The organism is Massilia sp. UMI-21 (genome assembly GCA_015277795.1).
In the GTDB taxonomy this organism is placed as follows: domain Bacteria; phylum Pseudomonadota; class Gammaproteobacteria; order Burkholderiales; family Burkholderiaceae_D; genus Telluria.
This window is the reverse complement of sequence record CP063848.1, coordinates 2,687,433-2,711,361: the sequence shown is the minus strand read 5'-3', so window position 1 is coordinate 2,711,361 and position 23,929 is coordinate 2,687,433. Positions and strand designations below refer to the sequence as shown.

The 23,929-nt window shown below is 65.7% G+C and carries 21 protein-coding genes and 2 tRNA genes; 9 read left to right on the top strand and 14 right to left on the bottom strand.

Annotation, left to right across the window (positions count from 1 at the left end; all coding sequences use genetic code 11):
* Nucleotides 1-68 precede the first annotated feature (68 nt).
* Nucleotides 69-1,052, bottom strand: coding sequence for a sensor domain-containing diguanylate cyclase (locus tag IM543_12120; protein QOY92387.1), 984 nt, complete (start codon nt 1,050-1,052; stop codon nt 69-71).
* 286 nt (nt 1,053-1,338) lie between these two features.
* On the opposite strand from IM543_12120, the gene IM543_12115 reads away from it, so the two are divergent.
* From IM543_12115 to IM543_12100, 4 genes are all read left to right on the top strand, one after another.
* A complete protein-coding gene (locus tag IM543_12115; protein QOY96835.1) occupies nt 1,339-1,623 on the top strand; it encodes a helix-turn-helix domain-containing protein in 285 nt (94 codons plus the stop codon).
* A 229-nt stretch (nt 1,624-1,852) separates the two neighbouring features.
* Entirely contained in the window at nt 1,853-2,737 is an 885-nt protein-coding gene (htpX, locus tag IM543_12110) for a protease HtpX (protein QOY92386.1), read from the top strand.
* Between the two features lie 19 nt (nt 2,738-2,756).
* Complete coding sequence (locus IM543_12105; protein ID QOY92385.1) at nt 2,757-3,791, top strand: AI-2E family transporter; 1,035 nt, start codon at nt 2,757-2,759, stop codon at nt 3,789-3,791.
* Nucleotides 3,792-3,852: 61 nt separating this feature from the next.
* The gene (locus IM543_12100) at nt 3,853-4,473 is read left to right on the top strand and encodes a PEP-CTERM sorting domain-containing protein (protein ID QOY92384.1); all 621 of its coding nucleotides are present in this window, start codon (nt 3,853-3,855) and stop codon (nt 4,471-4,473) included.
* Nucleotides 4,474-4,531: 58 nt separating this feature from the next.
* Here IM543_12100 and IM543_12095 read toward each other — a convergent pair.
* Nucleotides 4,532-4,606 (bottom strand) — tRNA-Val (locus IM543_12095).
* A gap of 194 nt (nt 4,607-4,800) precedes the next feature.
* Between IM543_12095 and IM543_12090 the strand changes: the two genes are divergently transcribed.
* Nucleotides 4,801-5,970, top strand: a complete 1,170-nt coding sequence (locus IM543_12090) for a hypothetical protein (protein QOY92383.1) — start codon at nt 4,801-4,803, stop codon at nt 5,968-5,970.
* A gap of 77 nt (nt 5,971-6,047) precedes the next feature.
* Here IM543_12090 and ltrA (IM543_12085) read toward each other — a convergent pair whose 3' ends face one another.
* The 6 genes from ltrA (IM543_12085) to IM543_12060 form a co-directional block, all read right to left on the bottom strand.
* Nucleotides 6,048-7,415, bottom strand: coding sequence for a group II intron reverse transcriptase/maturase (gene ltrA / locus IM543_12085; GenBank protein ID QOY92382.1), 1,368 nt, complete (start codon nt 7,413-7,415; stop codon nt 6,048-6,050).
* 489 nt (nt 7,416-7,904) lie between these two features.
* Nucleotides 7,905-9,272 (bottom strand): group II intron reverse transcriptase/maturase, encoded by a 1,368-nt coding sequence (ltrA, locus tag IM543_12080; GenBank protein QOY92381.1) that lies wholly within the window; start codon nt 9,270-9,272, stop codon nt 7,905-7,907.
* A 440-nt stretch (nt 9,273-9,712) separates the two neighbouring features.
* Nucleotides 9,713-9,787, bottom strand: a tRNA-Val gene (locus IM543_12075).
* Between the two features lie 26 nt (nt 9,788-9,813).
* The gene (gene dnaQ, locus IM543_12070) at nt 9,814-10,533 is read right to left on the bottom strand and encodes a DNA polymerase III subunit epsilon (GenBank protein ID QOY92380.1); all 720 of its coding nucleotides are present in this window, start codon (nt 10,531-10,533) and stop codon (nt 9,814-9,816) included.
* 81 nt (nt 10,534-10,614) lie between these two features.
* A complete protein-coding gene (gene rnhA / locus IM543_12065) occupies nt 10,615-11,073 on the bottom strand; it encodes a ribonuclease HI (protein ID QOY92379.1) in 459 nt (152 codons plus the stop codon).
* Nucleotides 11,070-11,843 carry a class I SAM-dependent methyltransferase gene (locus IM543_12060; protein ID QOY96650.1) on the bottom strand — a complete coding sequence of 258 codons (774 nt, stop codon included), beginning with the start codon at nt 11,841-11,843 and terminating at the stop codon, nt 11,070-11,072. The genes rnhA and IM543_12060 overlap by 4 nt, the downstream gene beginning before the upstream one ends.
* 54 nt (nt 11,844-11,897) lie before the next feature.
* On the opposite strand from IM543_12060, the gene gloB reads away from it, so the two are divergent.
* Nucleotides 11,898-12,710 (top strand): hydroxyacylglutathione hydrolase, encoded by an 813-nt coding sequence (gloB, locus tag IM543_12055; GenBank protein ID QOY92378.1) that lies wholly within the window; start codon nt 11,898-11,900, stop codon nt 12,708-12,710.
* A gap of 157 nt (nt 12,711-12,867) precedes the next feature.
* Here gloB and IM543_12050 read toward each other — a convergent pair whose 3' ends face one another.
* Nucleotides 12,868-14,457 carry a malate synthase A gene (locus tag IM543_12050; GenBank protein ID QOY92377.1) on the bottom strand — a complete coding sequence of 530 codons (1,590 nt, stop codon included), beginning with the start codon at nt 14,455-14,457 and terminating at the stop codon, nt 12,868-12,870.
* 159 nt (nt 14,458-14,616) lie between these two features.
* Between IM543_12050 and IM543_12045 the strand changes: the two genes are divergently transcribed.
* Nucleotides 14,617-15,519, top strand: coding sequence for a LysR family transcriptional regulator (locus IM543_12045; protein ID QOY92376.1), 903 nt, complete (start codon nt 14,617-14,619; stop codon nt 15,517-15,519).
* Nucleotides 15,520-15,627: 108 nt separating this feature from the next.
* Here the strand turns inward: IM543_12045 and IM543_12040 are convergent, their stop codons facing one another.
* The 4 genes from IM543_12040 to IM543_12025 all read right to left on the bottom strand — a co-directional run bounded on the left by IM543_12040 (nt 15,628) and on the right by IM543_12025 (nt 19,016).
* The gene (locus tag IM543_12040) at nt 15,628-15,831 is read right to left on the bottom strand and encodes a cold-shock protein (protein QOY92375.1); all 204 of its coding nucleotides are present in this window, start codon (nt 15,829-15,831) and stop codon (nt 15,628-15,630) included.
* Nucleotides 15,832-16,181: 350 nt separating this feature from the next.
* Complete coding sequence (locus IM543_12035) at nt 16,182-16,529, bottom strand: Hpt domain-containing protein (GenBank protein QOY92374.1); 348 nt, start codon at nt 16,527-16,529, stop codon at nt 16,182-16,184.
* Nucleotides 16,530-16,554: 25 nt separating this feature from the next.
* Nucleotides 16,555-17,205, bottom strand: coding sequence for a uracil phosphoribosyltransferase (upp, locus tag IM543_12030; GenBank protein ID QOY92373.1), 651 nt, complete (start codon nt 17,203-17,205; stop codon nt 16,555-16,557).
* 113 nt (nt 17,206-17,318) lie between these two features.
* A complete protein-coding gene (locus IM543_12025; protein ID QOY92372.1) occupies nt 17,319-19,016 on the bottom strand; it encodes an isovaleryl-CoA dehydrogenase in 1,698 nt (565 codons plus the stop codon).
* A gap of 378 nt (nt 19,017-19,394) precedes the next feature.
* Here IM543_12025 and IM543_12020 point away from each other — a divergent pair, with 378 nt between their 5' ends.
* Together IM543_12020 and IM543_12015 are read left to right on the top strand one after the other, a co-directional pair.
* On the top strand, nt 19,395-21,128 hold the full coding sequence (locus IM543_12020) for an EAL domain-containing protein (GenBank protein QOY92371.1): 1,734 nt from the start codon (nt 19,395-19,397) through the stop codon (nt 21,126-21,128).
* Nucleotides 21,129-21,211: 83 nt separating this feature from the next.
* Nucleotides 21,212-22,618, top strand: coding sequence for an HDOD domain-containing protein (locus tag IM543_12015; protein ID QOY96649.1), 1,407 nt, complete (start codon nt 21,212-21,214; stop codon nt 22,616-22,618).
* 57 nt (nt 22,619-22,675) lie between these two features.
* On the opposite strand, the gene aroC is transcribed toward IM543_12015, so the two are convergent.
* Nucleotides 22,676-23,770, bottom strand: coding sequence for a chorismate synthase (gene aroC / locus IM543_12010; protein ID QOY92370.1), 1,095 nt, complete (start codon nt 23,768-23,770; stop codon nt 22,676-22,678).
* Nucleotides 23,771-23,929 lie beyond the last annotated feature (159 nt).

The following is a 23,929-nucleotide window of genomic DNA, read 5'->3' as shown; positions in this document are numbered from 1 at the left end:
GCAATTCTACAGGATCGGCGCCGGCCTGGCGCACGCGTGGGTCCGCCGTGCGAAGCGCGGATCGCGGCTCAGGCCGGGCCCGCGATCGGCGCGTCGCCGTGCACCAGCACGCGGTCGCGCCCGCCGCGCTTGGCGGCGTACAGGGCCTGGTCGGCGGCCTCGATCAGGGGCCCCGCTGCGTCCAGCCCTTCGTTGTCGAACGCCGCCACGCCAATGCTCAGGGTCACGTGGGGCCGCGCCGCCGCCGGCGCGTGCGGCAGCTTCAGGCCGGCCACGTGTTCGCGGATCGCATTGGCATGGGCGCGCGCCTGCCCCGCCGTGGTATCGGGCAGGATCGCCGCGAATTCTTCGCCGCCGTAGCGCGCCGCCACGTCGGCCGGGCGCTTGCACATGGCGGCCAGCGCCTGCGCCACCGTGGTCAGGCAGGCGTCGCCCTCCTGGTGGCCGAAGTGGTCGTTGTAGGCCTTGAAGGAATCGATGTCCATCAGCAGCAGCGACAGCGCGCTGCCGTTGCGCTGGGCGCGCCGCAGTTCACGCTCGAGCGCGACGTCGAAGTGGCGGCGGTTGGCGATCCCGGTCAGGCCGTCGACGTAGGAACGTGCGCGTAGCGCCTCGGCGTGGTCGAGCAGGCGCCGTTCGCGGTCGACGGTGCCGCTGACGTCGCGGATCTCGACCAGGCAGAAACGTTCGCCGTCTTCGCTGAAGGGCGTGACGCTGACCGCCTGTTCGATGCGGGCGCCGTCGAAGCTGCCGGCCTCGCGCAAGGGGAACGGCGCCCGGCCGGCGGACGCCGGGATGGTCGTGGCGATGTCCTCGGCAAGCGCCGCCAGCACTGCCGACTCGACCCGCGAGCCGCGCAATTCGGGGAACACCTCGAACAGCGGCCGCTCGCACACCCGGGCGGCGGCGTAGCCGGAGCGCGGCACCATCCAGCCGTTCCACAGTACGATCTCCTGGCCGGCGTCGAGCACGACCAGGCCGCAGTCGACCAGCTTGAGAACGCGCGCGGCAAAGGCGCCGGCGGCGCCGGCAGGTTCGGTGTTGGAGTTCATCGCCCGGCAAATATGATGTCAGAAAGAAACTACCAATCATACCCGAGTTTGCCCTGCCGATGGCCCCCGGCGGGTTCGCACCTGCCGGGGCGGCCGAACGGCGCTTGCCCCCCCCTCTCGAGGCAGGCCCTGCCGGCGCCTGCGTCAACGGCGCAATGTGCAAAAAGTGTGTGCGCGTGATTTTTCGTGAGCCTTGGCGCATGCCTTTCCAGCTACGATCAGGTCTTCGGTGCGGTCCGCAGGGCCGCCGGCGAGACTTGACATGGGCGAACGGAAGGAACAATCGATGGCTGGCAAAATGATGGACGAAGAATTCGGTGTCGACGCGGACGGTATCGGCGCGGTCGTGGAGGCGCCGTCGCAGCACGCGCCCTGGCCGGCAGCGCCGCACGAACTACGCCGCCTGCGTATCCGCAAACGCGAAAGCCAGGAGAAATTCTGGAGCCGCTTCGGGGTCACCCAGTCGAGCGGCAGCCGCTTCGAAACCGGCGTGCTGATCCCGCCGCCGGTCGCGATCCTCCTGCGCCTGTATGTCAACGGCGCCCTGAACGACGACGACCTGCACGGCTGAGACCACGGCTGAGACTACGGCTGAGACCCGCACGGCCGCGCCCGGCGCGCGCCCGCGCGCTTGCAAGACCGCGGCCACTCCGGCATTGCTTCCGGTTTTCTGAAGTAATGCTTCTGAATTCTTCGCTTTTCCCGGAACACCGGGTGCATTATCCTTATGCATGAGCAGACGCGGCCACGCAGCCGCGGGCTTGCACTCCTGCCGCTATCGATCAACGCACACCGGAACCATGAAACGTATCGTCCTCCTCGTCGCCACCAACCTCGCCATCATGCTGGTGCTGGGCATCTCGGCCAGCCTGTTGGGCGTCAACCGCTTCCTCGGCGCGAATGGCCTGGATCTCGGCGCGCTGCTGGCCTTTGCCGGCCTGATCGGTTTCGGCGGCGCCTTCATCTCGCTCCTGATCAGCAAACCGATGGCCAAGTGGTCGACCGGTGCGCGTGTGATCCGGCAGCCGTCGAACCAGACCGAAGCCTGGCTGCTGGCCACGGTCGCCGCCCAGGCCCGGCATGCCGGCATCGCCATGCCCGAGGTCGCGGTGTATGAGGGCGAACCAAACGCCTTCGCCACCGGCGCCTCGAAGAACGCCGCGCTGGTCGCGGTCTCCACGGGCCTGCTGTCGGCGATGAGGCAGGACGAAGTCGAAGCGGTGCTGGCGCATGAAGTCGCGCACATCGCCAACGGCGACATGGTCACGCTGACCCTGATCCAGGGCGTGGTGAATACCTTCGTGATCTTCCTGGCGCGCCTGGTCGCCTATGCGGTCGACAGCTTCCTGCGCAAGGACGAGGAGCACGCCAGCGGCCCAGGCATCGCCTATACCGTCACGGCGATCGCCTGCGACATCCTGTTCGGCATCCTGGCCAGCATCATCGTGGCCTGGTTCTCGCGCCAGCGCGAGTACCGCGCCGACCGCGGCGCCGCCACCATCCTGGGCACGCCGCGCCCGATGATCGATGCGCTGGCGCGCCTGGGCGGCTTCCAGCCGGGCGAACTGCCGAAGAACATGGCCGCGGCGGGCATTGCCGGCGGCCGCATGATGTCGCTGTTCAGCAGCCACCCGTCGTGCGAGGAGCGCATCGCCGCCCTCCGGCACGCCGCCGTGCCCGCCTAACCCCAGGAGCCCGGCCAGGATGCGCTACTCGTCTCTCGTGTTGCCGGTGCTGTTCGCGGCCGCGCTGGCGCTGCTGCTGCAGCACTTCCTCGGCTCGCTGGCCTGGGCCGGCCTGCTGGCGGTCATCACCTGGCCCTTGCACCAGCACCTGCAGGCACGCGGCCTGCCGCGCGCCGCCAGCGCGGGGCTGCTGGTCGCGTTGCTGATCCTGTGCTTCCTCGGCCCTTCGCTGCTGCTGGTGAAAGCGCTCGGCAACGAACTGGTCGGCCTGCAGCGTTTGCTGACCGAACTCAATGAAGTCGGCGTGCCGGCGCCGGCCTGGCTGGCCACCGTCCCCTTGGTGTCGGAACGCATCCTGGCCTGGTGGACCGAGCACCTCGCCGTACCCGGCGGACTGAACGCACTGATCCAGACCACCCTGGGCGACGTCATGCCGCACCTGACCGGCGCGGCGCGGTTCTGGGGTTCGGTGATCCTCGCCAATGCGCTATACCTGTTCCTCACCCTGCTGACCCTGTTCGTGCTCTACCTGCACGGCCCGGCGGTGGTGCATTACGTCGACAGCGCCGGCAGCCGCCTGCTGCCGGCCCAGTACGGCAAGCTGCGCCGCATCCTGCCGCTGTCGGTACGCGGCACCGCGCTCGGGCTGTGCTCGATCGCCCTGCTCGAAGGAATCGTGCTGGGCCTGGCGTATTACATCGCCGGCGCACCGGCACCCGCGATGCTGGGCGTGCTGACCGGCTACCTGGCCCTGATCCCCGGCGGCGCGCCGCTGTCCTTCACCATGGTTTCGCTGCTCCTGCTCGGCCAGGGCAATGCCGGCGCCGCGCTCGGCCTGTTCGTCTGGGGCGCGGTGGAACTGTTCATGGTCGACAAGTTCATCCGGCCCAAGCTGATCGGGCACCGGGTCAACCTGCCCTTCCTCGCCGTGCTGTTCGGCCTGCTCGGCGGCGTGTCGACACTCGGGGTGATCGGCCTGTTCGTGGGCCCCTTCATGATGGCCGTGCTGTTCAGCTGGTTGCGCGCGGAGCAGGATATCCCGGTCAAGCCGTAAAGGCGCAATCGTGCGTCAGGGAAATTGCACGTTCGTAATAATGCAATTTTTGGAGACGCCGATGAAACTCGCATCCCTGATCGCTGCCGCGGCCTGCCTGCTGGTGCCGCTCACCGGCCACGCCGGCGTCGTGTACCAATGGCGCCCGCTGGACGGGAACCCGCCGCTGGACTTCGCGCTGAAACTGGAATTCACCCGACAAGCCGTCGACAGCGGCAGCTTCAGCTTCCAACTGCCCTACATGGACAGCGCGCCCTCCTATCCGGAGCTGGGCCTGGTAGCGTTCCAGTACGCCTTCCCCGGCATGGGCATGCCGATGGATTACCGGCCGCAGGAGCAGCAGTTCCGGTCTGGCCTGGGCATGCTGGACATGGAACTGCGCTTCGAAGCCGGCGGCTACCTGAGCGGCTGGATCCACGCGAACGACCAGAACAGCCACATCATGCTGCAATCCTCGGGCGCGCTGTTCACGGTGCTGGACGCCAACAGCGACGAAGGCATGGAAGGCGCCGGCTGCGGCTGGACCACGGGCCTGCCGTGCAGCGGCGCGACCGGGTTCTTGCAGGGAGTGCAGCAGCAGAACGGGCAGGCGGTACCCGAACCGCGGACCCTGGCCCTGTTCGGCCTGGGGATCCTCGGTTTGTTCGGCAGCCGCCGCCTGCGCCGGGCCGTGGCGTCCTGAGCGCGCGATCGACGGCAAAAAGGCCCGCAACGTTTCCGCTGCGGGCCTTTTCATATTCTGGTGGGAAGTGCAAGTTTCGAACTTGCGACCCCTGCAGTGTGAATGCAGTGCTCTACCCCTGAGCTAACCTCCCGATGGCCTGTATTATGCCTTAATTATTGAGATTCATCAATATCCCGCGAAACGGCCAGCGAGGAAGATCCCGCCGCCGCACCCGCACGCCGCGAGCATCCTCGGGCAAGCCGCCGGCGCACGTCTGAGATAGATCAACTCGACAGGCAGCTCCCGGCGCATTCTGGGCAAAGATCAATCAATCGGGGGATGACCATGAAGATCCGCCAGCATGCATGCTTACTACCCTTGCTCGCCGCACTTGCCTGCCCCGCATTCGCGTCACCCGTCCCCGCGGCGCCCCCGGCCGCTCCCGCCTATTCGGTGACCTTCCTGCCGTCGGGCTTCACGGCCTCGGACATGAACAATGCCGGGCAGATCGTCGGCAATACGCAAGAGAACCAGGCCTGGATCTGGAGCGACGAGGGCATCGTCAACCTGAGCCTCCTCACGCCGGGCGTGCAGGCCACCGCGATCAATAATCGCGGCGAGGCGGCGGGCTACTTCAGCTATCCCGATGCGAGCGCTTTCATTTATTCCCAAGGGCAAATACGCGACATCGGGCGCCCGGATGGCCTGAATTACGCCATCCCGCATGCCATCAATGACCGGGGCGAAGTTGCCGGTACTGCCGGTAATTTTCCGGGAGACAGCTCACGCGCCTTCTTGTACAGCGGCGGCACCATGACGGCCATCGGGACCTTCGGCGGCGACCAGGGCGACGCCTACGGCTTGAACAAGCAAGGCCAGGTGGTGGGCGCCACCGCCCTGCCCGCAGTCGACGCGCCACGCGGCGAGCCGCGCGCCTTTCTCTACCGGGACGGCAGCTTGCGCCAGCTGTTCGGCCCCGGCGGCGAGCCGCTGGGCGTCGTGTACGACATCAACGATGCCGGCACGCTCGCGCTCAGTCCGGTCGGCACGGCGCGCGGGATCAACAATGACGGGAACATCGTGGGCAACTTCGGCCGCTTCGATTCGGACCTCACGCATGCATTCCTGTATGCCGATGGCAGCACCATCGACCTGAACGACCTGATCGTTCCCGAACCCGGCTGGACGGTGACCGAGGCCGAAGACATCAACGATGCCGGCCAGATCCTGGGCACGGCCTGCTTTGGCTCGACGCAAGACTGCCGCTCGATCCGGCTCGACCTGATCCCCGCCATCCCGGAGCCGCGCAGCGCGGCGATGCTGCTCGCCGGCCTCGCCGGCCTTGGCGCGCTGCGGCGCCTGCGCGGCCGGTCCGGGCCGGGCCGGTCCGGGCCGGCAGCATCCTGTTCCAGCTTGGCGGTCCCGGGCGGGTCATGGCGGACATGGTGCGCCGTCCCGCTCCAGGCTTGGTGGGCCGGGCGACTCCTTCGTGCGAAGGGAACGCCATCGGCATAGGGGACGGCCCTGAGGGCCGCTCCCCTGCCACACCACCCGGCATGCGGGTCCGCACCGGGCGGTTCGAGTAGTTGAGGTCAAGACAGGCGAGGTACACCGAGTCGGTCGAAATAGCCGATAGTCATCACTGTTTTGAGTAACCTATCGCTGTTGTGCCACCAGCGGCGGCTGTTCGCCGCTACGTGCCTCGCTGCCGACGGCCAAGCCCCAAGTTTAAGGAGCTCCCGATACATGGTGCTTCCGCGCTTCCAGTGCTTGAGCTGGATAGCCCGCAGCCTGTGCCGCAACCATTCATCGAGTCCGCGCCATACCTTTGGGGTTTGCGCCAACTGGAAGTACCCTTTCCAACCCAGCATATAGGAACGAAGTCCCTGCACCACATCCGGCATGCTACGCCCACCAGATCGGCGGGTTAGCTCCCTGATGCGTTGTTTAAACGCTTGCAACGGCTTTTCCGCCACCTTGCGTTTGACTTCGCCCCCACGCCCCACCCACAGGCTGTAGCCGAGGAACTTGCGGCCAAAGACGCTGGCCACGGCGCTCTTGCCTTCGTTGACCACGAGGTGCAGTCTGGCATAGCAGCGCCGCAGCAGCCTCATCACCCGCTGGCCCGCACGCACGCTACGAACATAGACGTTCGCGTCGTCGGCGTAGCGCGCAAAGCGATGGCCGCGCCGTTCCAGTTCCTTGTCCACTTCATCGAGCATGACGTTGGCAAGCAGCGGACTCAATGGACCGCCTTGCGGCGTTCCTTCGTTCCGTTCCTGTACTACACCATGCTCCATGATGCCGCTGTTCAGATAGGCACGGACCAGCCGGATCACTCCAGCGTCGTCGATGCGTTTCTTCAAGCGGTCGATCAGGATGTCATGGTTGACCCGGTCGAAGAACTTCGACAGGTCCACGTCCACCACGATTCTCAGCCCGGACTGGACGTATGCCTGAGCGGCTAATACCGCATCCTGCGCACGCCTGCCCGGTCGGAAGCCGTAGCTATGCTCGCTGAAAGTGGGATCAAGGATCGGTTGCAGCACCTGTAATAGTGCTTGCTGGATCAGCCGATCCGTCACCGTCGGGATGCCAAGCTCGCGCTCGCCACCGTCGGGCTTCGGAATCGTCACCCGACGTACCGGACTGGGCCGGTACGTCCCTGCCAACAGTTGTTCTCGTATGTGAGGCCACTCGGTTGCCAGCAGACGCGAGGTCTGGTCAATGTCCAGTCCATCCACGCCAGCCGCTCCCTTGTTGGCACGCACACGCTTGAACGCCCGCCGCAGGTTCTCTGTCGTCAGCGCCGCTTGCAGCAACGCTGACCCCGTGCCTCCGGTTGCATGCCGCGGGCAGAACGCTTCGTCGCTGAAAGCATCGAGCATGGCTTCACCTTGCCCTACGGCTTCCCGCCCCGCGTTTGCGGGCATCTGACGCTGTGCCTTCTGCATCGACATATCGGATTCACTCCTACTCGTTCGGTCCTTCGTCGGCGGAGTCGAGCCTTCCCAGCGCTACCTCCAACTACTATGACCTCTGCTGAGACCCCGCTCCGATTTTTTTTTCGTCGCCCTTTCAGGCACAAGGCGGGGCGTCCCCAGGTAAGGGCCGCACTCCTTCATCACACAACCGCCGCATCTACGCCACCTCTCCTTGACCACAAGAGCTTTGCGGTTCATGGCCCGCTCGCCCTGATCGGCAACGCCTTCTATGCGATTCGTGTTCCTCGGCTCATGATTTACGATCCACGCTTCCTTCCCACACTCGGTTACCCTCATGCAGTTGCGCTTCACTTCGCTCACTGTGGTCAGCTCGCGGCAGGACTTTCACCCGCAGGAGTGCGCCCATGCTGGGCGCACATCGGCATAGGGGACGGCCCTGAGGGCCGCTCCCCTGCCACACCACCCGGCATGCGGGTCCGCACCGGGCGGTTCGAGTAGTTGAGGTCAAGACAGGCGAGGTACACCGAGTCGGTCGAAATAGCCGATAGTCATCACTGTTTTGAGTAACCTATCGCTGTTGTGCCACCAGCGGCGGCTGTTCGCCGCTACGTGCCTCGCTGCCGACGGCCAAGCCCCAAGTTTAAGGAGCTCCCGATACATGGTGCTTCCGCGCTTCCAGTGCTTGAGCTGGATAGCCCGCAGCCTGTGCCGCAACCATTCATCGAGTCCGCGCCATACCTTTGGGGTTTGCGCCAACTGGAAGTACCCTTTCCAACCCAGCATATAGGAACGAAGTCCCTGCACCACATCCGGCATGCTACGCCCACCAGATCGGCGGGTTAGCTCCCTGATGCGTTGTTTAAACGCTTGCAACGGCTTTTCCGCCACCTTGCGTTTGACTTCGCCCCCACGCCCCACCCACAGGCTGTAGCCGAGGAACTTGCGGCCAAAGACGCTGGCCACGGCGCTCTTGCCTTCGTTGACCACGAGGTGCAGTCTGGCATAGCAGCGCCGCAGCAGCCTCATCACCCGCTGGCCCGCACGCACGCTACGAACATAGACGTTCGCGTCGTCGGCGTAGCGCGCAAAGCGATGGCCGCGCCGTTCCAGTTCCTTGTCCACTTCATCGAGCATGACGTTGGCAAGCAGCGGACTCAATGGACCGCCTTGCGGCGTTCCTTCGTTCCGTTCCTGTACTACACCATGCTCCATGATGCCGCTGTTCAGATAGGCACGGACCAGCCGGATCACTCCAGCGTCGTCGATGCGTTTCTTCAAGCGGTCGATCAGGATGTCATGGTTGACCCGGTCGAAGAACTTCGACAGGTCCACGTCCACCACGATTCTCAGCCCGGACTGGACGTATGCCTGAGCGGCTAATACCGCATCCTGCGCACGCCTGCCCGGTCGGAAGCCGTAGCTATGCTCGCTGAAAGTGGGATCAAGGATCGGTTGCACCACCTGTAATAGTGCTTGCTGGATCAGCCGATCCGTCACCGTCGGGATGCCAAGCTCGCGCTCGCCACCGTCGGGCTTCGGAATCGTCACCCGACGTACCGGACTGGGCCGGTACGTCCCTGCCAACAGTTGTTCTCGTATGTGAGGCCACTCGGTTGCCAGCAGACGCGAGGTCTGGTCAATGTCCAGTCCATCCACGCCAGCCGCTCCCTTGTTGGCACGCACACGCTTGAACGCCCGCCGCAGGTTCTCTGTCGTCAGCGCCGCTTGCAGCAACGCTGACCCCGTGCCTCCGGTTGCATGCCGCGGGCAGAACGCTTCGTCGCTGAAAGCATCGAGCATGGCTTCACCTTGCCCTACGGCTTCCCGCCCCGCGTTTGCGGGCATCTGACGCTGTGCCTTCTGCATCGACATATCGGATTCACTCCTACTCGTTCGGTCCTTCGTCGGCGGAGTCGAGCCTTCCCAGCGCTACCTCCAACTACTATGACCTCTGCTGAGACCCCGCTCCGATTTTTTTTTCGTCGCCCTTTCAGGCACAAGGCGGGGCGTCCCCAGGTAAGGGCCGCACTCCTTCATCACACAACCGCCGCATCTACGCCACCTCTCCTTGACCACAAGAGCTTTGCGGTTCATGGCCCGCTCGCCCTGATCGGCAACGCCTTCTATGCGATTCGTGTTCCTCGGCTCATGATTTACGATCCACGCTTCCTTCCCACACTCGGTTACCCTCATGCAGTTGCGCTTCACTTCGCTCACTGTGGTCAGCTCGCGGCAGGACTTTCACCCGCAGGAGTGCGCCCATGCTGGGCGCACCATGAAAAAAGGCCAGCAGATAGCTGGCCTTTCGAATCTGGTGGGAAGTGCAAGTTTCGAACTTGCGACCCCTGCAGTGTGAATGCAGTGCTCTACCCCTGAGCTAACCTCCCGAAGCGAGGCGTATTATGCCACAGAATCACCCCGCCGTCACCTCGGCGGGAGAATAATTCCGCCAGATGCAGCTGCCCTTCACATTCTTGTCCAGGCCGGCCAGCACGTCCGCATGCGCGGCGAGTTCCTCATCGTTTGCCGCGAGTACGATGATGTCGCCCAGCGGGCCGGCATCCTGCAGTTCGCCGCCAGCGCTCGCCTCTACCGCGACATCCATGGTCAGCGAGTTCTGCCCGCGCGTCATGGCCAGATACACGTCCGCCAGCAGTTCCGAGTCGAGCAATGCGCCGTGCAGCTTGCGGTGCGCGTTCGAGATGTCGTAGCGGTCGCATAAGGCGTCGAGCGAGTTGCGCTTGCCCGGATGGAGCTCCTTGGCCTGCACCAGGGTGTCGATCACGCCGGCACAGGAGTCGGTAAAGGGCGGCAGGCCGAGGCGCTGGAATTCGTGGTTCAGGAAGCCGAGGTCGAAGGGCGCATTGTGGATGATCAGCTCGGCACCCTGAACGAATGCGCGCAGCTCCTCGGCGATCTCATGGAATTTTGGCTTGTCGCTCAGGAACTCGGTCGTCAGGCCGTGCACCGCCAGCGCCGCTTCGTCCGAGTCGCGCTCCGGGTTGATATAGCAGTGAAAATTATTCCCGGTCAGCTTGCGGTTGAAGATCTCGACGCAGCCGACCTCGATGATGCGGTCGCCCGTGCGGGGATTCAGGCCGGTGGTTTCGGTATCGAGGACGATCTGGCGCATGGGACGTGACGATTGAGTTGAGGCGAGCCGAAGTATAGCAAACCCGCGCCGGCCCCGGCCGCGGCGCACGCAGTATGTCGCTTATCGGCGTACCGATGCCGCGCCGCGGTTCGCCAGCACGTCGGCGCGTTCGTTACCCGGATGGCCGTTATGGCCACGCACCCAGCGCCACTCGACCGCGTGCTGCTGCTGCGCCAGGTCGAGCGCCTTCCACAGGTCGTCGTTCTTCACCGGTTCCCTGGCCGAGGTCTTCCAGCCACGCGCCTTCCAGCCATGGATCCATTCGGAGATGCCCTTCTGCACGTACTGGCTGTCGGTGTGCAGCACGACCTCGCACGGACGGTTCAGTACGCCGAGCGCCTCGATCACGGCGCGCAGTTCCATGCGGTTGTTGGTGGTGTTCGGCTCGCCTCCGAAGATTTCTTTTTCGTGGCCGTTGGAGACCAGCAGCGCGCCCCAGCCGCCTGTGCCGGGATTGCCCTTGCAGGCGCCGTCGGTGAAGATTTCCACCTTGTTTGGATTGGTTTGTGCGTCGCTCATTCTCTGTTCGCCGCGGGCACAGCCTGTGCCCGCTTGTTCGTTTTCTTGTTCCATGCAGGTCCGATGATGTGCATGCCCTTGACCCGCTTGATGGCGTGGACCACGTACACGGCGCCCAGGTAGGGCCACCAGCGCCGGCCGGCCGACTCCATCATCGAGAACCGGCTCAACCAATGGGCTGTCCGGCACGGCGGCGCGTAGCAGCCGAAATGGCTGCGGCTGACGCCGAGATTCAGCAATTTTAACCAGTCCTTCAGGCGCGGCATAGAGATGAACTCGCCGGATGCGGGCAAATAGCCGTTGCGCGTGACCTTGCCCACGCCCTGGCGCATGCCCCACAGGCTGGCCGGGTTGAAACCGCAGATGATCACCTGCCCTTCCGGAATCAGGACCCGCTCGACCTCGCGCAGCACCTGGTGCGGCTCGGCCGCGAACTCGAGCACGTGCGGCAGCACCACCAGGTCGATGCTGTGCGAGGCGAAGGGCAGTTCCGCGAAGTCGAGCGCCACCGCGATCTGCTTGCCGCTGGCGGCGAACGCCAGCTCGTTGGCAGTCGAGGTGCGGGTGGCGGCCTGCCACTTGTTGGGCATGCGGCTGGCCGCCAGCGCGTCGAGCTGGGGCACGCCGATCTGGAGCGCGTTGAAACCGAAGATGTCGGCCGTCAGTTCGTCGAGGCAAGCCTGTTCGAAGGCGCGCACGTAGGCGCCCGCCGGCGATTGCAGCCAGTGGTCGAGCGCTATAATGGATTTTTCCGATGCCGCGCTGTCCATACCAGCCATTCTGCCTTTCTAATTTTCCACCACAATGTCCATCACGATCGCACCATGACAAGCAAACAGCCACGCGACCTGTCGGTCCTGACCGTTCCCGCATTTAACGACAATTACTTGTGGCTGATCCATGACGGCGTCCATGCGGCGGTGGTCGACCCGGGCGATGCCGGCCCGGTCCGCGCCGCACTCGCCGAACACCATCTTACCCTGACTGCCATTCTACTCACCCATCACCATGCTGACCACATTGGCGGCGTGCCGTCCCTGCTGGCGCAAGAAGGCGCAGGGCGGGCCCTGCCCGTGTTCGGGCCGCGCCATGACGGAATCGCCGGCATCACCCATGCGCTGGGCGAAGGCGAGCACCTGGTCGTGCCCGGACTGGACCTGGAGCTCGCGGTGCTCGATGTGCCGGGCCATACCCTGGGACACATTGCCTACGTGCGCCGCACGCCCGGCGCGCACTGGCTGTTCTGCGGCGACACCCTGTTCGCCGGCGGCTGCGGCCGCTTGTTCGAAGGCAGCCCGGCCCAGATGGCGGACTCGCTCGCCAAGCTGGCGGCGCTGCCGGACGATACGCTGGTGTACTGCGCACATGAATATACGGTGGCGAACCTGCGGTTTGCGCAGGCGGTCGAGCCGGACAACCAGGGCCTGGCCTTGCGCATGCAGGATGCGAGCACCAGGCGCGGCACGCATCTGCCGACGGTGCCGTCGACCATTGGGCTGGAGCGCGGGACCAATCCGTTCCTGCGTTACACCGAGCCGGCAATCGTGAAGAGCCTGGTGCAGGCCGGCAGGCTCCAGGAAGGCGCATCGCCGCTGGAGGCGTTCGCCGCGCTGCGCGCGTGGAAGAACGTGTTTTGACGCGCTGCCCTTGATGCGCGCAGGGTGGACCGGGCCACGAAAGGCGGCCCTGCCGTCCGCGCGTTCACATGATCAATGCAGACGCGGCATGGTTCGCACGGGCAAGTGGAGCGCGCGGTCGGCGAAGCCGGCTACGCGCCCCGGACCACCCTGCCAATCAGATTTCTTCGTACAGCGGCAGGGTCAGGAACTCGGCGAACGTCTCCGAGGTCGACATCTGCTCGAAGATCTCGGCAGCGCGCGCGTAGCTCGGGTTGTCGCCGTTGGGCGCGTCGAGCTTCACCTTGGCCAGCTCTTCCGGAATCATGGCGCGCACCATCTCGGCCGTCACCTTGCGGCCATCTTCCAGCACGCCTTTCGGCGAGCGGATCCACTGCCATACCTGCGAGCGGCTGATCTCGGCCGTCGCCGCATCTTCCATCAGGTTGTGGATCGGCACGCAGCCATTGCCGGCCAGCCAGGCGCCCAGGTAGTGGATGCCGACGTTGATGTTGTAGCGCAGGCCGGCTTCCGTGATCGGGGCTTCCGGCTTGAAGTCGAGCAGCTCGCGGGCGCTCACCTCCACGTCCGGGCGCTGCTTGTCGATCTGGTTGGGTTTGTCGCCCAGCACCTTCACGAATTCGGTCATGGCCAGGTCGACCAGGCCCGGGTGGGCCACCCAGCCGCCGTCGTAGCCATCCTGCGCGTCGCGCGCCTTGTCGCTGCGCACGCCGCCCATCGCCACCTCGTTTTTCTCCGGATCGCTCTTGATCGGGATCAGGGCCGACATGCCGCCGATGGCCGGCGCACCGCGCTTGTGGCAGGTCTTGAGCAGCAGTAGCGCGTAAGCCCGCATGAAGGGCGCGGTCATGGTCACCTTGGCGCGGTCGGCCAGGCAGAAGTCCTTGTCCAGCTTGAACTTCTTGATGCACGAGAAGATGTAGTCCCAACGGCCGGCGTTCAGGCCGGCGCTGTGCTCGCGCAGTTCGTACAGGATCTCGTCCATTTCGAAGGCGGCCAGGATGGTCTCGATCAGCACGGTCGCCCGGATGGTGCCGCGCGGCAGGCCGAGCTCTTCCTGGGTCATCACGAAGATGTCGTTCCACAGGCGCGCTTCCAGGTGCGATTCCATCTTCGGCAGGTAGAAATAGGGGCCGGCGCCACGCGCCAGCTGCTCTTTTGCGTTATGGAACATGAACAGCGCAAAATCGAAGATGCCGCCGGAGACGCGCTTGCCGTCCACCAGCACGTGCTTTTCGTCCAGGTGCCAGCCGCGCGGACGCACCACCAGGGTGGCCACCTTGTCGTTCAGGCGGTAGGTCTTGCCGTTCTGCTCGAGCGAAATGGTTCGGCGGACGGCATCGATCATGTTGCGCTGACCGGTGATCTGGTTGTCCCAGTTCGGCGTGTTCGAATCCTCGAAGTCGGTCATGTAGCTGTCGGCGCCGGAGTTGAGCGCATTGATGACCATCTTGCGCTCGACCGGGCCGGTGATTTCGACCCGGCGGCACGCCAATGCCGGCGGGATCGGGGCGATCTTCCAGTCTCCGCTGCGAATATGCGCGGTCTCTGGCAGGAAATCCGGGCGCTCGCCCGCATCCAGGCGGCGCGCGCGTTCTGCTCGGGCGGCCAGCAATTCCTGGCGGCGCGGCTCGAAGGCGCGCGACAGCCTGGCAACGAGTGCGAGGGCCTCCGGAGTGAGAATCTGCTCGTAGCCGGGTTTGATCTCGGCGGTGATCCGCATGCCGTCGGGGGTGGCGATCGTCATTGTTTAACTCCTGTAAGTGAAAAATCCGGTGCGCGCCGGCGCCCCAGGGGACGCCTTGGCGTTTGTCATGGCATCAAGTATATTCACTTCCAGATAGCTAAACGATACATTTTCTCACTACATCTGTGCGTTTTTGTATCAAATCGAGGAAGGAAGCGGATGGACAAGTTCAGGCAGATCTCGACCTTTGTCGAGGTGGTGGCGCGCGGCAGCCTGTCGGCGGCGGCGCGGGCGGAGGGCATCGCGCCGGCCATGATCGGCCGCCGTCTCGATGCGCTGGAAGCCCGGCTCGGCGTCAAGCTGCTGCAGCGGACCACCCGGCGCCTGGTGCTCACCGACGAAGGCGCCGTCTTTCTCGAGGATTGCCAACGCATCCTCACCGAACTCGAAGACGCGGAAGCGGCCGCGGCCGAGCGCAGCGCTCGCGCCACCGGCCATCTGTTGGTCTCGGCGCCGGCCGGCTTCGGGCGCCAGCACGTGGCGCCGCTGCTGCCCTCCTTCCTGGCCGAGCACCAGGAGCTGAGCGTCAACCTGAACCTGACCGACCGCCTGGTGGACGTGGTCGGCGAAGCTGTGGACGTGGCAATCCGCATCGCCAGCCTGAACGATTCCAGCCTGGTCGGCACCAAGCTGGCGGACAACCACCGCGTGGTGGTCGGCAGCCCCGCCTACCTGAAGCGCCACGGGACGCCGCGCAGCCTGGCCGACCTGGCCAGGCACAATTGCCTTGCCATCAGCAGCGAAGGCAGCCAGCGCGGCTGGACCTTTCTCGACAAGGGCAAGCCGGTCACCCTCAAGCTGGGCGGCAACATGGAATGCAATGATGGCGCGGTGCTGCACGCGTGGGCGCTGGCCGGCAAGGGATTGGCCTGGCGATCGATGTGGGAGGTCGGGGCCCAGATCGCGGCGGGGGAATTGTGCACGGTACTCGATGACTTTGCCGCGCCGGGCAATGACATCCATGCCGTCTTTGCGCAGCGCCAGCACCTGCCCTTGCGGATCCGTGCTTTCGTCGATTTCCTGCGGCGCAGCTATGCGCAACCGGACTACTGGCGGGTTTGAAGCCGATGCGGGCGGCCTGGGCCGGGAAGAGGCGTGCTGTACAGACAAAAATACAGGCAAAAAAAATCCCCGGCGATCCGGGGATTTTTTACCATCGCTGGAGAGCGATTACAGCGGCTGGATGTTCGCGGCCTGCTTGCCCTTCGGGCCGGTGGTCACGTCGAACGAAACGCGCTGGTTCTCTTGCAGCGATTTGAAGCCGTTGCTCTGGATAGCCGAGAAGTGAGCGAACAGATCTTCGCCGCCTTCGTCCGGGGTGATGAAGCCAAAGCCCTTCGAATCATTGAACCATTTTACGATGCCAGTTGCCATTACAATTTCCTATTTCAGTTAAGTGGACTTGCGTCCGTTTAAGATCGTTTGAAGAAGCAAGAAAGGAATGACAGACTAACTGCACTACTACCTACAACCCAACGATCCCGTATTATACCGAATAAAAACGGAGAGACACGCACTTCGCAAAATAAAAAAGCGGGTATCTGCAACATTCCCCATAAAAATTCCTGTGTTCAACTTTTATGGAGGTGTTTTTGAATCGGCACTGGACAAAATATAAGGCAAGGAGTCAGAGCAAATTTGCGCGGCATCAAACGATTCCACGATGATTTCTTGCGATCTGGCATTACTGCCGCGGCAAATGCGGGCTAGGCAACGCGCGACGCTCAGCCCAGGCCGCGTGGATCGCGGCGCGCGGCCTCGACGAACTGGCCGAGTTCGCCCACCCAGGCGGCCCAGTTGACGGCGGCGACGGCGTCGAAGGTTTGCAGCACGCGCAGGCGCTGCTCGAGCGCACGGGCATGCTGGCCGAGGCCGCGGTAGCCGAAGGTGACGGCCGAACCCGCCAGCGTATGCAGCATCGCCTGCAGTTCGTCGGCAGCCAGCGCCGGCGCCGCCGGATCGAGCCGCGCACCGAGCGCCCTCAGGCGCTCGAGAGTGGCCGGCAAGCCGCTGTCGAAGCTGGCGTTGGCCGAGGCCAGGCGCGAGAAGAACTGCTGGTCGGCGGCGTGCATGGTATCCCCTTCCGGTGCGCCTGCCTTACTTGGTGCCGAAGATGCGATCGCCCGCATCGCCCAGGCCCGGCACGATGTAGGCGTCTTCGTTCAGGTGCGAGTCGAGCGAGGCGACGAACACCTTCACGTCGGGATGCGACTTCTGGAACACCTCGATGCCTTCCGGCGCCGCCACCAGCGCCAGGAACAGGATCTGCTCGCTCGCCACGCCGCGTTTTTTCAGCACATCGACGGCATGCACCGCCGAGTTGCCGGTGGCGATCATCGGGTCGCACAGGATGAAGGTACGCTCGTTGGTATCCGGCAGGCGCACCAGGTACTCCACCGGCTCGTGGGTTTCCGGGTCGCGGAACACGCCGATGTGGCCGACGCGCGCCGAGGGCACCAGCTCCAGCAGGCCGTCGCTCATGCCGATGCCGGCACGCAGGATCGGCACGATCGCCAGCTTCTTGCCGGCGATGACCGGCGCCTCGACGGTCACCAGCGGCGTCTGCACGGTGCGGGTGGTCAGCGGCAGGTCGCGCGTGATTTCGTACCCCATCAAGAGCGTGATCTCGCGCAGCAGCTCGCGGAAGGTGCGCGTGGAGGTGTCGTGCTCGCGCATGTGCGACAGCTTGTGCTGGATGAGCGGGTGATTCAGGATGAAGAGATTGGGAAAGCGCGGGTCTTGTTTCATGGTCGGTATCAAACGAATGGGGTGTGAAGCATCGACCGCCATTATCCCAGCCGCGCCGCCGTTTGTCCTTTTTTTCTGCGCATTTCGACAAGAAATCGCCGGCCGCGCCGTTTTCAGTCCTGCAGCGCCCGCGCCAGGATCGCCGCGCAGTCGCTGCCCGCCGGCAGCCGGCCGAAGGCGCCGCCCGGCTCGCGCACGATACGCGAGGCGACGAAGGCCTCGGCCACGTAGCCGGGCGCATGGCGCAGCAGCAGCGCGCCCTGCACCGCCAGCACCAGGCGCTCCGCCAGCCGGCGCGCGCCGCCTTCATCCTGCACCAGCACCGGCAGCTCGTCCAGCAGGCGGCCGGCGAAGTCGGCGAAGCGCGCATCCAGCGCGGCCGCCGGCTGCAGCTCGGCGGCCAGTGCCGCCCGCGCCTCCGGCAGCGACTTGCCGAGCGCGCGCAGCACATCCAGGCACATGACGTTGCCCGAACCTTCCCAGATCGAGTTGACCGGAAATTCACGGTACAGGCGCGCCAGCGGGCCGTCCTCGACATAGCCGTTGCCGCCCATGACTTCCATGGCCTCGGCGCCGAAGGCCGGGCCGCGCTTGCAGATCCAGTACTTGCCGGCCGGGGTCAGGATCCGGCCCAGCAGGGCCTGGGCCGGATCGGCCGCCTCGTCGAAGCAGCGCGCCAGGCGCAGCGCGAAGGCGGTGGCGGCCTCGGACTCGAGCGCGAGGTCGGCCAGCACGTTGCGCATCAGGGGCTGCTCGCTGAGCAAGCGCCCGAAGGCGCTGCGCCCGCGCGCATGGTGCAGCGCATGGCACAGTGCGGCGCGCATGATGCCGGCGCTGCCCAGCACGCAATCGAGCCGGGTATGGCCGCCCATCTCCAGGATGGTCGGGATCCCGCGGCCGGGCGCTCCGATCATCCACCCGACCGCGTCCTGGAACTCGACCTCGGACGAGGCGTTGGAACGGTTGCCCAGCTTGTCCTTCAGGCGCTGCACCCGGATCGCGTTGCGGCTGCCGTCGGGCAGGAAGCGCGGAACGAAGAAGCAGCTCAGGCGCTCCGGCGCGACGGCAGCGGTGCCGAGGTCCTGCGTTTGCGCCAGGATCAGGTGCGCGTCCGCCTGCGGCACCGAAAAGAACCATTTGTGGCCGACGATGCGCCAGGCGCCCTCGCCGGCGGGTCCGAAGCGGGCCTGGGCCTCGGCCGCCGGCAGCGGCGCGGCGCGGGTGGTATTCGCACGCACGTCGCTGCCGCCCTGCTTCTCGGTCATGCCCATCCCGACCAGTGCGCCGCGCTTCTGCGCGAGCGGCAGCGAACGCGGATCGTACTCGTTCGACAGGATCTTCGGCAGCCATTCGGCCGCCAGCGCCGGCGCGCGGCGCAGGGCCGGCACCGACGCAAACGTCATCGTCACCGGGCACTGGGCGCCGTTCTCCACCTGCCCGAACAGCAGGTACCGGGCGGCGCGCGCCACCTGGGCGCCGGGCCGCGGCTCCGTCCACGGCGACGAGTGGGCGCCGGCCCCGATCATCAGGGCCATGAGCTGGTGCCAGGCCGGATGGAATTCGATCTCGTCGATGCGGTTCCCCATGCGGTCGTGACTCAGCAGGCGCGGTCCATGGACATTCGCGAGGCGCGCCAGTTCGAGGGTGTCCGCGCGGCCCAGCTCGGCCCCGAGCCTGTCCAGGCCGGCGAAGGCCCAGCCCCCACCCTCCCGTTCGAGGGCCTCGCTCAGGGCGGCGTCGCAGCGGAACAGATTCACGTCCGCAAACGGCGCGGCCTGGTTCAGCACTTCATGCGTGTCGAAAGGGTTCATTTTTTCGCTCTCACAACCGTGATGGACGTCGAGGTGCAGCAAAGATCCTGCCGGGTGTTGCAACTAAGCATCAACCTGCGACGCGAAGCCTCCAAGTCACAAGCACCAATTTGCTTCGGAGCAATAATCGGCGACAATGGTGAAATACGTATGACTTGTCTGGGCAGCAAGAACGCTAACGCAAAGGCCGAAGCAACGCAAGCCCGCTGCTCCAGCACAAATCTCTTGCAAAGACAGGAGGAACGGCGCCGGCGCTTGTGTTTTTTTAATGCCTTTCAGAATCTTTCAATGCTACAGTCGCCATTGGTTTGGTAGACTTGCATGGTTTACACGTGGCCTCGCAGCGCGTGCCAGCAACAAGAAGGCAGACATCCAAGAATGCACACCAGTTCCACCGCCGCCAAGGTCCAGCCGCGCAAGCAGCCGCCCACGCTGCTCGACAGCCTGCTCGACGCGGCCGGCGACATCGTGTTCCGTGTCACCCTGGGTGGCCAGATCCGTGCCGCCAGTCGCCGAGCGCTGACCCTCACCGGCGTCGAAGCCGGCGGCCGGCCGCTGGTATCGCTGGTCCACGATGTCGACCAGGCGGCGCTGCGCAATGCCATCGGCAGCGCCGGCGCCAGCGGCGACCCGGTGATCATCGAAGCACGCTTGCGCTGCAGCGAGCGCGACATCTGGTTCGAACTGCGCATCGCCCCGATCGCCTCCGGCGACGATGCCCCGCTGCTGGTGGTCGGCCGCGACATGTCGGCCCAGCACGCCACCGAGGAACGGCTGCGCCACATGGCCACCCACGACGCCCTCACCGAACTGCCGAACCGGCTGCTGCTGTCGGACCGCATTCGCATGGTGATCGCCAATGCGCGCCGCTCCGGGCAGGGCTTCGCGGTCGCCACCGTCGGCCTGGACGGCTTCAAGAAAGTCAACGACGGCCTCGGCCACGGGATCGGCGATGCGGTGCTGCGCATGGCCGCCGGACGCCTGCGCCGCACCCTGCGCGACAGCGACACCCTGGCCAGGGTCGGCGGCGACGAGTTCGTGGCGGTCCTGCCCGGCTCCGCCACCGAAGCGCAGATCAAGCTCGTCACCGGGCGCCTGATGGCGGCGCTGCAGTCGCCGTTCGAGATCGACGGCCACACGATCTACCTGGGCGGCTCGATCGGGGTCGCGCTCTATCCGGAACATGCCGAGGACGAAGTGCGCCTGGTGACCCTGGCCGACACCGCCATGTCGCGCGCGAAGGAAACCGGCAAGGCGCGCGCGGTCACCTACAGCCCGCGCGACCAGGGCCCGCCCGAGCACGACATCTCGCTCGAAGCGGCGATGTTCAACGCCGTGCGCGAGGGCGAATTCCAGCTCTACTACCAGCCGATCGTCAATGCGCGCAGCCGTACCATCGAGGGCTTCGAAACCCTGATGCGCTGGAAGCATCCGACGCTGGGCATGGTGCCGCCGGTGCGCTTCATCCCGATCGCCGAGACCAATGGCCTGATCAACCTGCTGGGCGCCTGGGCGCTGAAGGCGGCCTGCATGCAGATCCGCCAGTTCGAGGAAGTGGCCGGACGCGAGCTGTATATCTCGGTCAACATCAGTCCGCGCCAGTTCAGGAGCGACAAGTTCCTGACGGTGCTCGACGATGCGCTGGCGCTGTCCGGCACCGCGGGCAGCAAGCTGGTGCTCGAGATCACCGAAGGCACGCTGATGGTCGATCCGGCGCATGCCGAGTCGGTGCTGGGCAAGATGGCCGAGCGCGGCGCCCGCATCGCCATCGACGACTTCGGCACCGGCTATTCGAGCCTGGCGTACCTGAAGCGCTTCCCGATCTCGGTGCTGAAGGTCGACCGCGCATTCGTCAAGGACCTGCCGGACGCCGAAAAGGACGCCGCGATCTGCAACGCGGTACTCGACCTGGCCAAGCACCTCGGCCTGTCGGTGGTGGCCGAGGGCGTCGAAACCGAGGCGCAACTGGCCTGGCTCGACCAGTTGGGCTGCCATTACGTGCAAGGCTACCTGACCGGCAAACCCATGCCCGCCCATGTCGCGATCGCGGCCCTGACCGAAAACCTCTACACTGAATTACTCCCGGCCGACTCCCGGACGGTCACACCATGACGACACCATCCGACACCGTCCGCTCGCACCTGGCCGAAGCCACCCTTTCCCTGCTGTGGGAGCGTATCCGCCGGCAGGGTGACATGCCCGGCTTCACCAAGGCCATCAACGCCATCCTCGCCTCGATGCGCGGCGAGGACGAACGCGAGTTCTCGATGACCCAGACCGTGCTGTCGGACCCGGTCCTGACGCAGAAGGTGCTGCGCCTGGCCAACAGCGGCATGTACTCGGCCTTCGGCCAGCGCATCAACACGGTGTCGAAGGCGGTGCTGGTGCTCGGCACCGAAGCCATCGGCCACCTGGCGCTGGGCCTGAAGCTGATCGAGGAGCTGGCCAAGTCGACCCCGGACACCGAGACCGCCCACATCGAGATGGAAAAGGCGGTGCTGGCGGGGATGGTGGCCCAGCAGGTGGCGGCCAGCGCCGTGTCGCGCGACCCCGAGGAAGCGGTGGTCTGCTCGATCCTGCACTCGCTCGGCCGCATGATGATCACCTTCTACATGCCGGAGCGCTGGCTCCAGTTGCGCGAGGCGGCCGGCGAAGGCCGTGAAGAACGCGCGGCCGAAGCGCTGCTGGGCCTGCCGTTGGAGGCGATCGGGCGCGCCACCGCCGAACACTGGGGGCTGCCGCGCAACCTGATCGCCGGCATGCGCAGCGTCGAACCGGGCGAGCGCGGCGACGGCTTCAGCCACGACGACTGGCTGGCCGCGCTGGGCACCATGTCGACCCAGGCCGCCGAGGCCTTGTGGCATGACGAGGACGGTGCCGCCGCCCGGGTCGGCGCGCTGGCGGAGAGCTTCGCGCCGATGCTCGGCGTGGAAGCGGCTGGCCTGCTCGGTGCCATCGACAAGGCGCGCGCGACCGCCGCCTCCGACCTCAGCATCGCCCCGCTGGCCAAGCCGGCCGAGAAGCGCGCCAGGCTGGCGGCCGCGACCCGCAAGCGCATGGCCGGCAACAAGGTCATGATGAGCGGCGTGGCCGACATGCGCGACGCCGGCCTGAATGCGACGCCAGGCCAGATGATGTCGATGGCGCTCGAGACCATGCACAAGGGCCTGTCCTTCACCCGCTCCTTCGCGTTCCTCAGGAATCGCCGCGAAGGCCGCTATGCCGCGCGCCTGGGCCTGGGAGAAGACAGCAAGGCCCTGCTGCCGAACCTGGCGTTCGACGACGGCTACGAGCCCAACGTATTCCATGCCGCGCTGGGCAGCGACCGCGTGATCTTCATCGAGAATGCGCGCGACGCCAAGTTCGCGGCCAAGCTGCCGGGCTGGTGGAAAGACAGCCTGGGCCAGGCGCGCTGCTTCGTCGTGGTTCCGCTGTGCGCGCACGGGCAACCGGCCGGATTCATCTACGGCGAATGGGACGACAGCTTCCCCTCGGTGGTGTTGAGCCAGACCGAGTTCTCGCTGCTGAACGACCTGCGCGGGCTGGTGGTGCGCACGGTGGAGCGGCGCCACCAGGTGGAAGCGGTGGTGACGCGGGTGTAAGCGCCGCACAGCCCCGCCACCCTGACCCGATCCCGGCCTGCGCCGGGATCGGCGCATTTACCCCAGCTTCGGCGTCCCGACCTGAACATCGCCGCATTGCGCGCGATGCATCAGCGCATGGTCGATCAGCACCAGCGCCAGCATCGCCTCGGCGATCGGCGTCGCGCGGATGCCCACGCAGGGATCGTGCCGGCCGAAGGTCTCGACCATCACCGGCTTGCCGTCCCTGTCGATCGAGCGGCGCGGCGTACGGATCGACGAGGTTGGCTTGATCGCGATCGACACGGTGATATCCTGTCCGGTCGAGATCCCGCCCAGCACCCCACCCGCGTTGTTGCCGACGAAGCCGCCGGGAGTGAGTTCGTCACCGTGTTCCGATCCTTTTTGCGCCACCGACGCGAAGCCGGCACCGATCTCCACGCCCTTGACCGCGTTAATCCCCATCATCGCGTGGGCGATATCGGCATCGAGCTTGTCGTAGATCGGCTGGCCCCACCCTACCGGCACCCCGCGCGCCACCACGTCGATGCGCGCGCCGATCGAGTCGCCGGCGCGGCGCAGCTCGTCCATCGCGGCTTCCATGCGCGCCAGCAGCGCGGCGTCGGCGGTGGCGGCGAAGAAGGGATTGGCGTGCACGTGCTCGAAGGACTGGAACGGCACGGCGATGTCGCCCAGTTGGGCCATGCAGCCGAAGAATTCGGTGCCGTGTTGCTCGCGCAGCCATTTCCTGGCCACGGCGCCGGCGCCGACCACCGGCGCGGTCAGGCGCGCCGACGAGCGGCCGCCGCCGCGCGGGTCGCGCACGCCGTACTTGTGCCAGTAGGTATAGTCGGCGTGCCCCGGACGGAAGGAATCGAGGATGTTGCCGTAATCCTTGCTGCGCTGGTCCTCGTTCTGGATCAGCAGCGCGATCGGCGTGCCGGTGGTGACGCCCTGGTACACCCCCGACAGGATCTGCACCCGGTCCGCCTCCTGGCGCTGCGTGACGTGACGCGAGGTGCCCGGCTTGCGCCGGTCGAGTTCGGGCTGAATGTCGGCTTCGCTGAGGGCCATGCCGGGCGGGCAGCCGTCGATGACGCAGCCGATGGCCGGGCCGTGCGATTCGCCAAAAGTGGTTACGGAGAACAGCTTGCCAAAGGAGTTACCGGACATGTGGATCTGTGGTGAGAATAGTGGATTTGCCATTCTACCAGCCTGGCCGTCAAGACGAAGGACACCCCCACCGTCGCATTCTCGTCAAATAGTTGCCGTATGGATACATATTGCTCCTGGAACCCGGTTTTGCCCCTTACATATTGGCAATTCCATATA

What these genes read in the sequence shown, in the direction of transcription:
- IM543_12120 (QOY92387.1), bottom strand. Translation starts at nt 1,052, where the DNA reads ATGAACTCCAACACCGAACCTGCCGGCGCCGCCGGCGCCTTTGCCGCG.
- IM543_12115 (QOY96835.1), top strand. Translation starts at nt 1,339, where the DNA reads ATGGCTGGCAAAATGATGGACGAAGAATTCGGTGTCGACGCGGACGGT.
- htpX (QOY92386.1), top strand. Translation starts at nt 1,853, where the DNA reads ATGAAACGTATCGTCCTCCTCGTCGCCACCAACCTCGCCATCATGCTG.
- IM543_12105 (QOY92385.1), top strand. Translation starts at nt 2,757, where the DNA reads ATGCGCTACTCGTCTCTCGTGTTGCCGGTGCTGTTCGCGGCCGCGCTG.
- IM543_12100 (QOY92384.1), top strand. Translation starts at nt 3,853, where the DNA reads ATGAAACTCGCATCCCTGATCGCTGCCGCGGCCTGCCTGCTGGTGCCG.
- IM543_12090 (QOY92383.1), top strand. Translation starts at nt 4,801, where the DNA reads ATGAAGATCCGCCAGCATGCATGCTTACTACCCTTGCTCGCCGCACTT.
- ltrA (QOY92382.1), bottom strand. Translation starts at nt 7,415, where the DNA reads ATGTCGATGCAGAAGGCACAGCGTCAGATGCCCGCAAACGCGGGGCGG.
- ltrA (QOY92381.1), bottom strand. Translation starts at nt 9,272, where the DNA reads ATGTCGATGCAGAAGGCACAGCGTCAGATGCCCGCAAACGCGGGGCGG.
- dnaQ (QOY92380.1), bottom strand. Translation starts at nt 10,533, where the DNA reads ATGCGCCAGATCGTCCTCGATACCGAAACCACCGGCCTGAATCCCCGC.
- rnhA (QOY92379.1), bottom strand. Translation starts at nt 11,073, where the DNA reads ATGAGCGACGCACAAACCAATCCAAACAAGGTGGAAATCTTCACCGAC.
- IM543_12060 (QOY96650.1), bottom strand. Translation starts at nt 11,843, where the DNA reads ATGGACAGCGCGGCATCGGAAAAATCCATTATAGCGCTCGACCACTGG.
- gloB (QOY92378.1), top strand. Translation starts at nt 11,898, where the DNA reads ATGACAAGCAAACAGCCACGCGACCTGTCGGTCCTGACCGTTCCCGCA.
- IM543_12050 (QOY92377.1), bottom strand. Translation starts at nt 14,457, where the DNA reads ATGACGATCGCCACCCCCGACGGCATGCGGATCACCGCCGAGATCAAA.
- IM543_12045 (QOY92376.1), top strand. Translation starts at nt 14,617, where the DNA reads ATGGACAAGTTCAGGCAGATCTCGACCTTTGTCGAGGTGGTGGCGCGC.
- IM543_12040 (QOY92375.1), bottom strand. Translation starts at nt 15,831, where the DNA reads ATGGCAACTGGCATCGTAAAATGGTTCAATGATTCGAAGGGCTTTGGC.
- IM543_12035 (QOY92374.1), bottom strand. Translation starts at nt 16,529, where the DNA reads ATGCACGCCGCCGACCAGCAGTTCTTCTCGCGCCTGGCCTCGGCCAAC.
- upp (QOY92373.1), bottom strand. Translation starts at nt 17,205, where the DNA reads ATGAAACAAGACCCGCGCTTTCCCAATCTCTTCATCCTGAATCACCCG.
- IM543_12025 (QOY92372.1), bottom strand. Translation starts at nt 19,016, where the DNA reads ATGAACCCTTTCGACACGCATGAAGTGCTGAACCAGGCCGCGCCGTTT.
- IM543_12020 (QOY92371.1), top strand. Translation starts at nt 19,395, where the DNA reads ATGCACACCAGTTCCACCGCCGCCAAGGTCCAGCCGCGCAAGCAGCCG.
- IM543_12015 (QOY96649.1), top strand. Translation starts at nt 21,212, where the DNA reads ATGCCCGGCTTCACCAAGGCCATCAACGCCATCCTCGCCTCGATGCGC.
- aroC (QOY92370.1), bottom strand. Translation starts at nt 23,770, where the DNA reads ATGTCCGGTAACTCCTTTGGCAAGCTGTTCTCCGTAACCACTTTTGGC.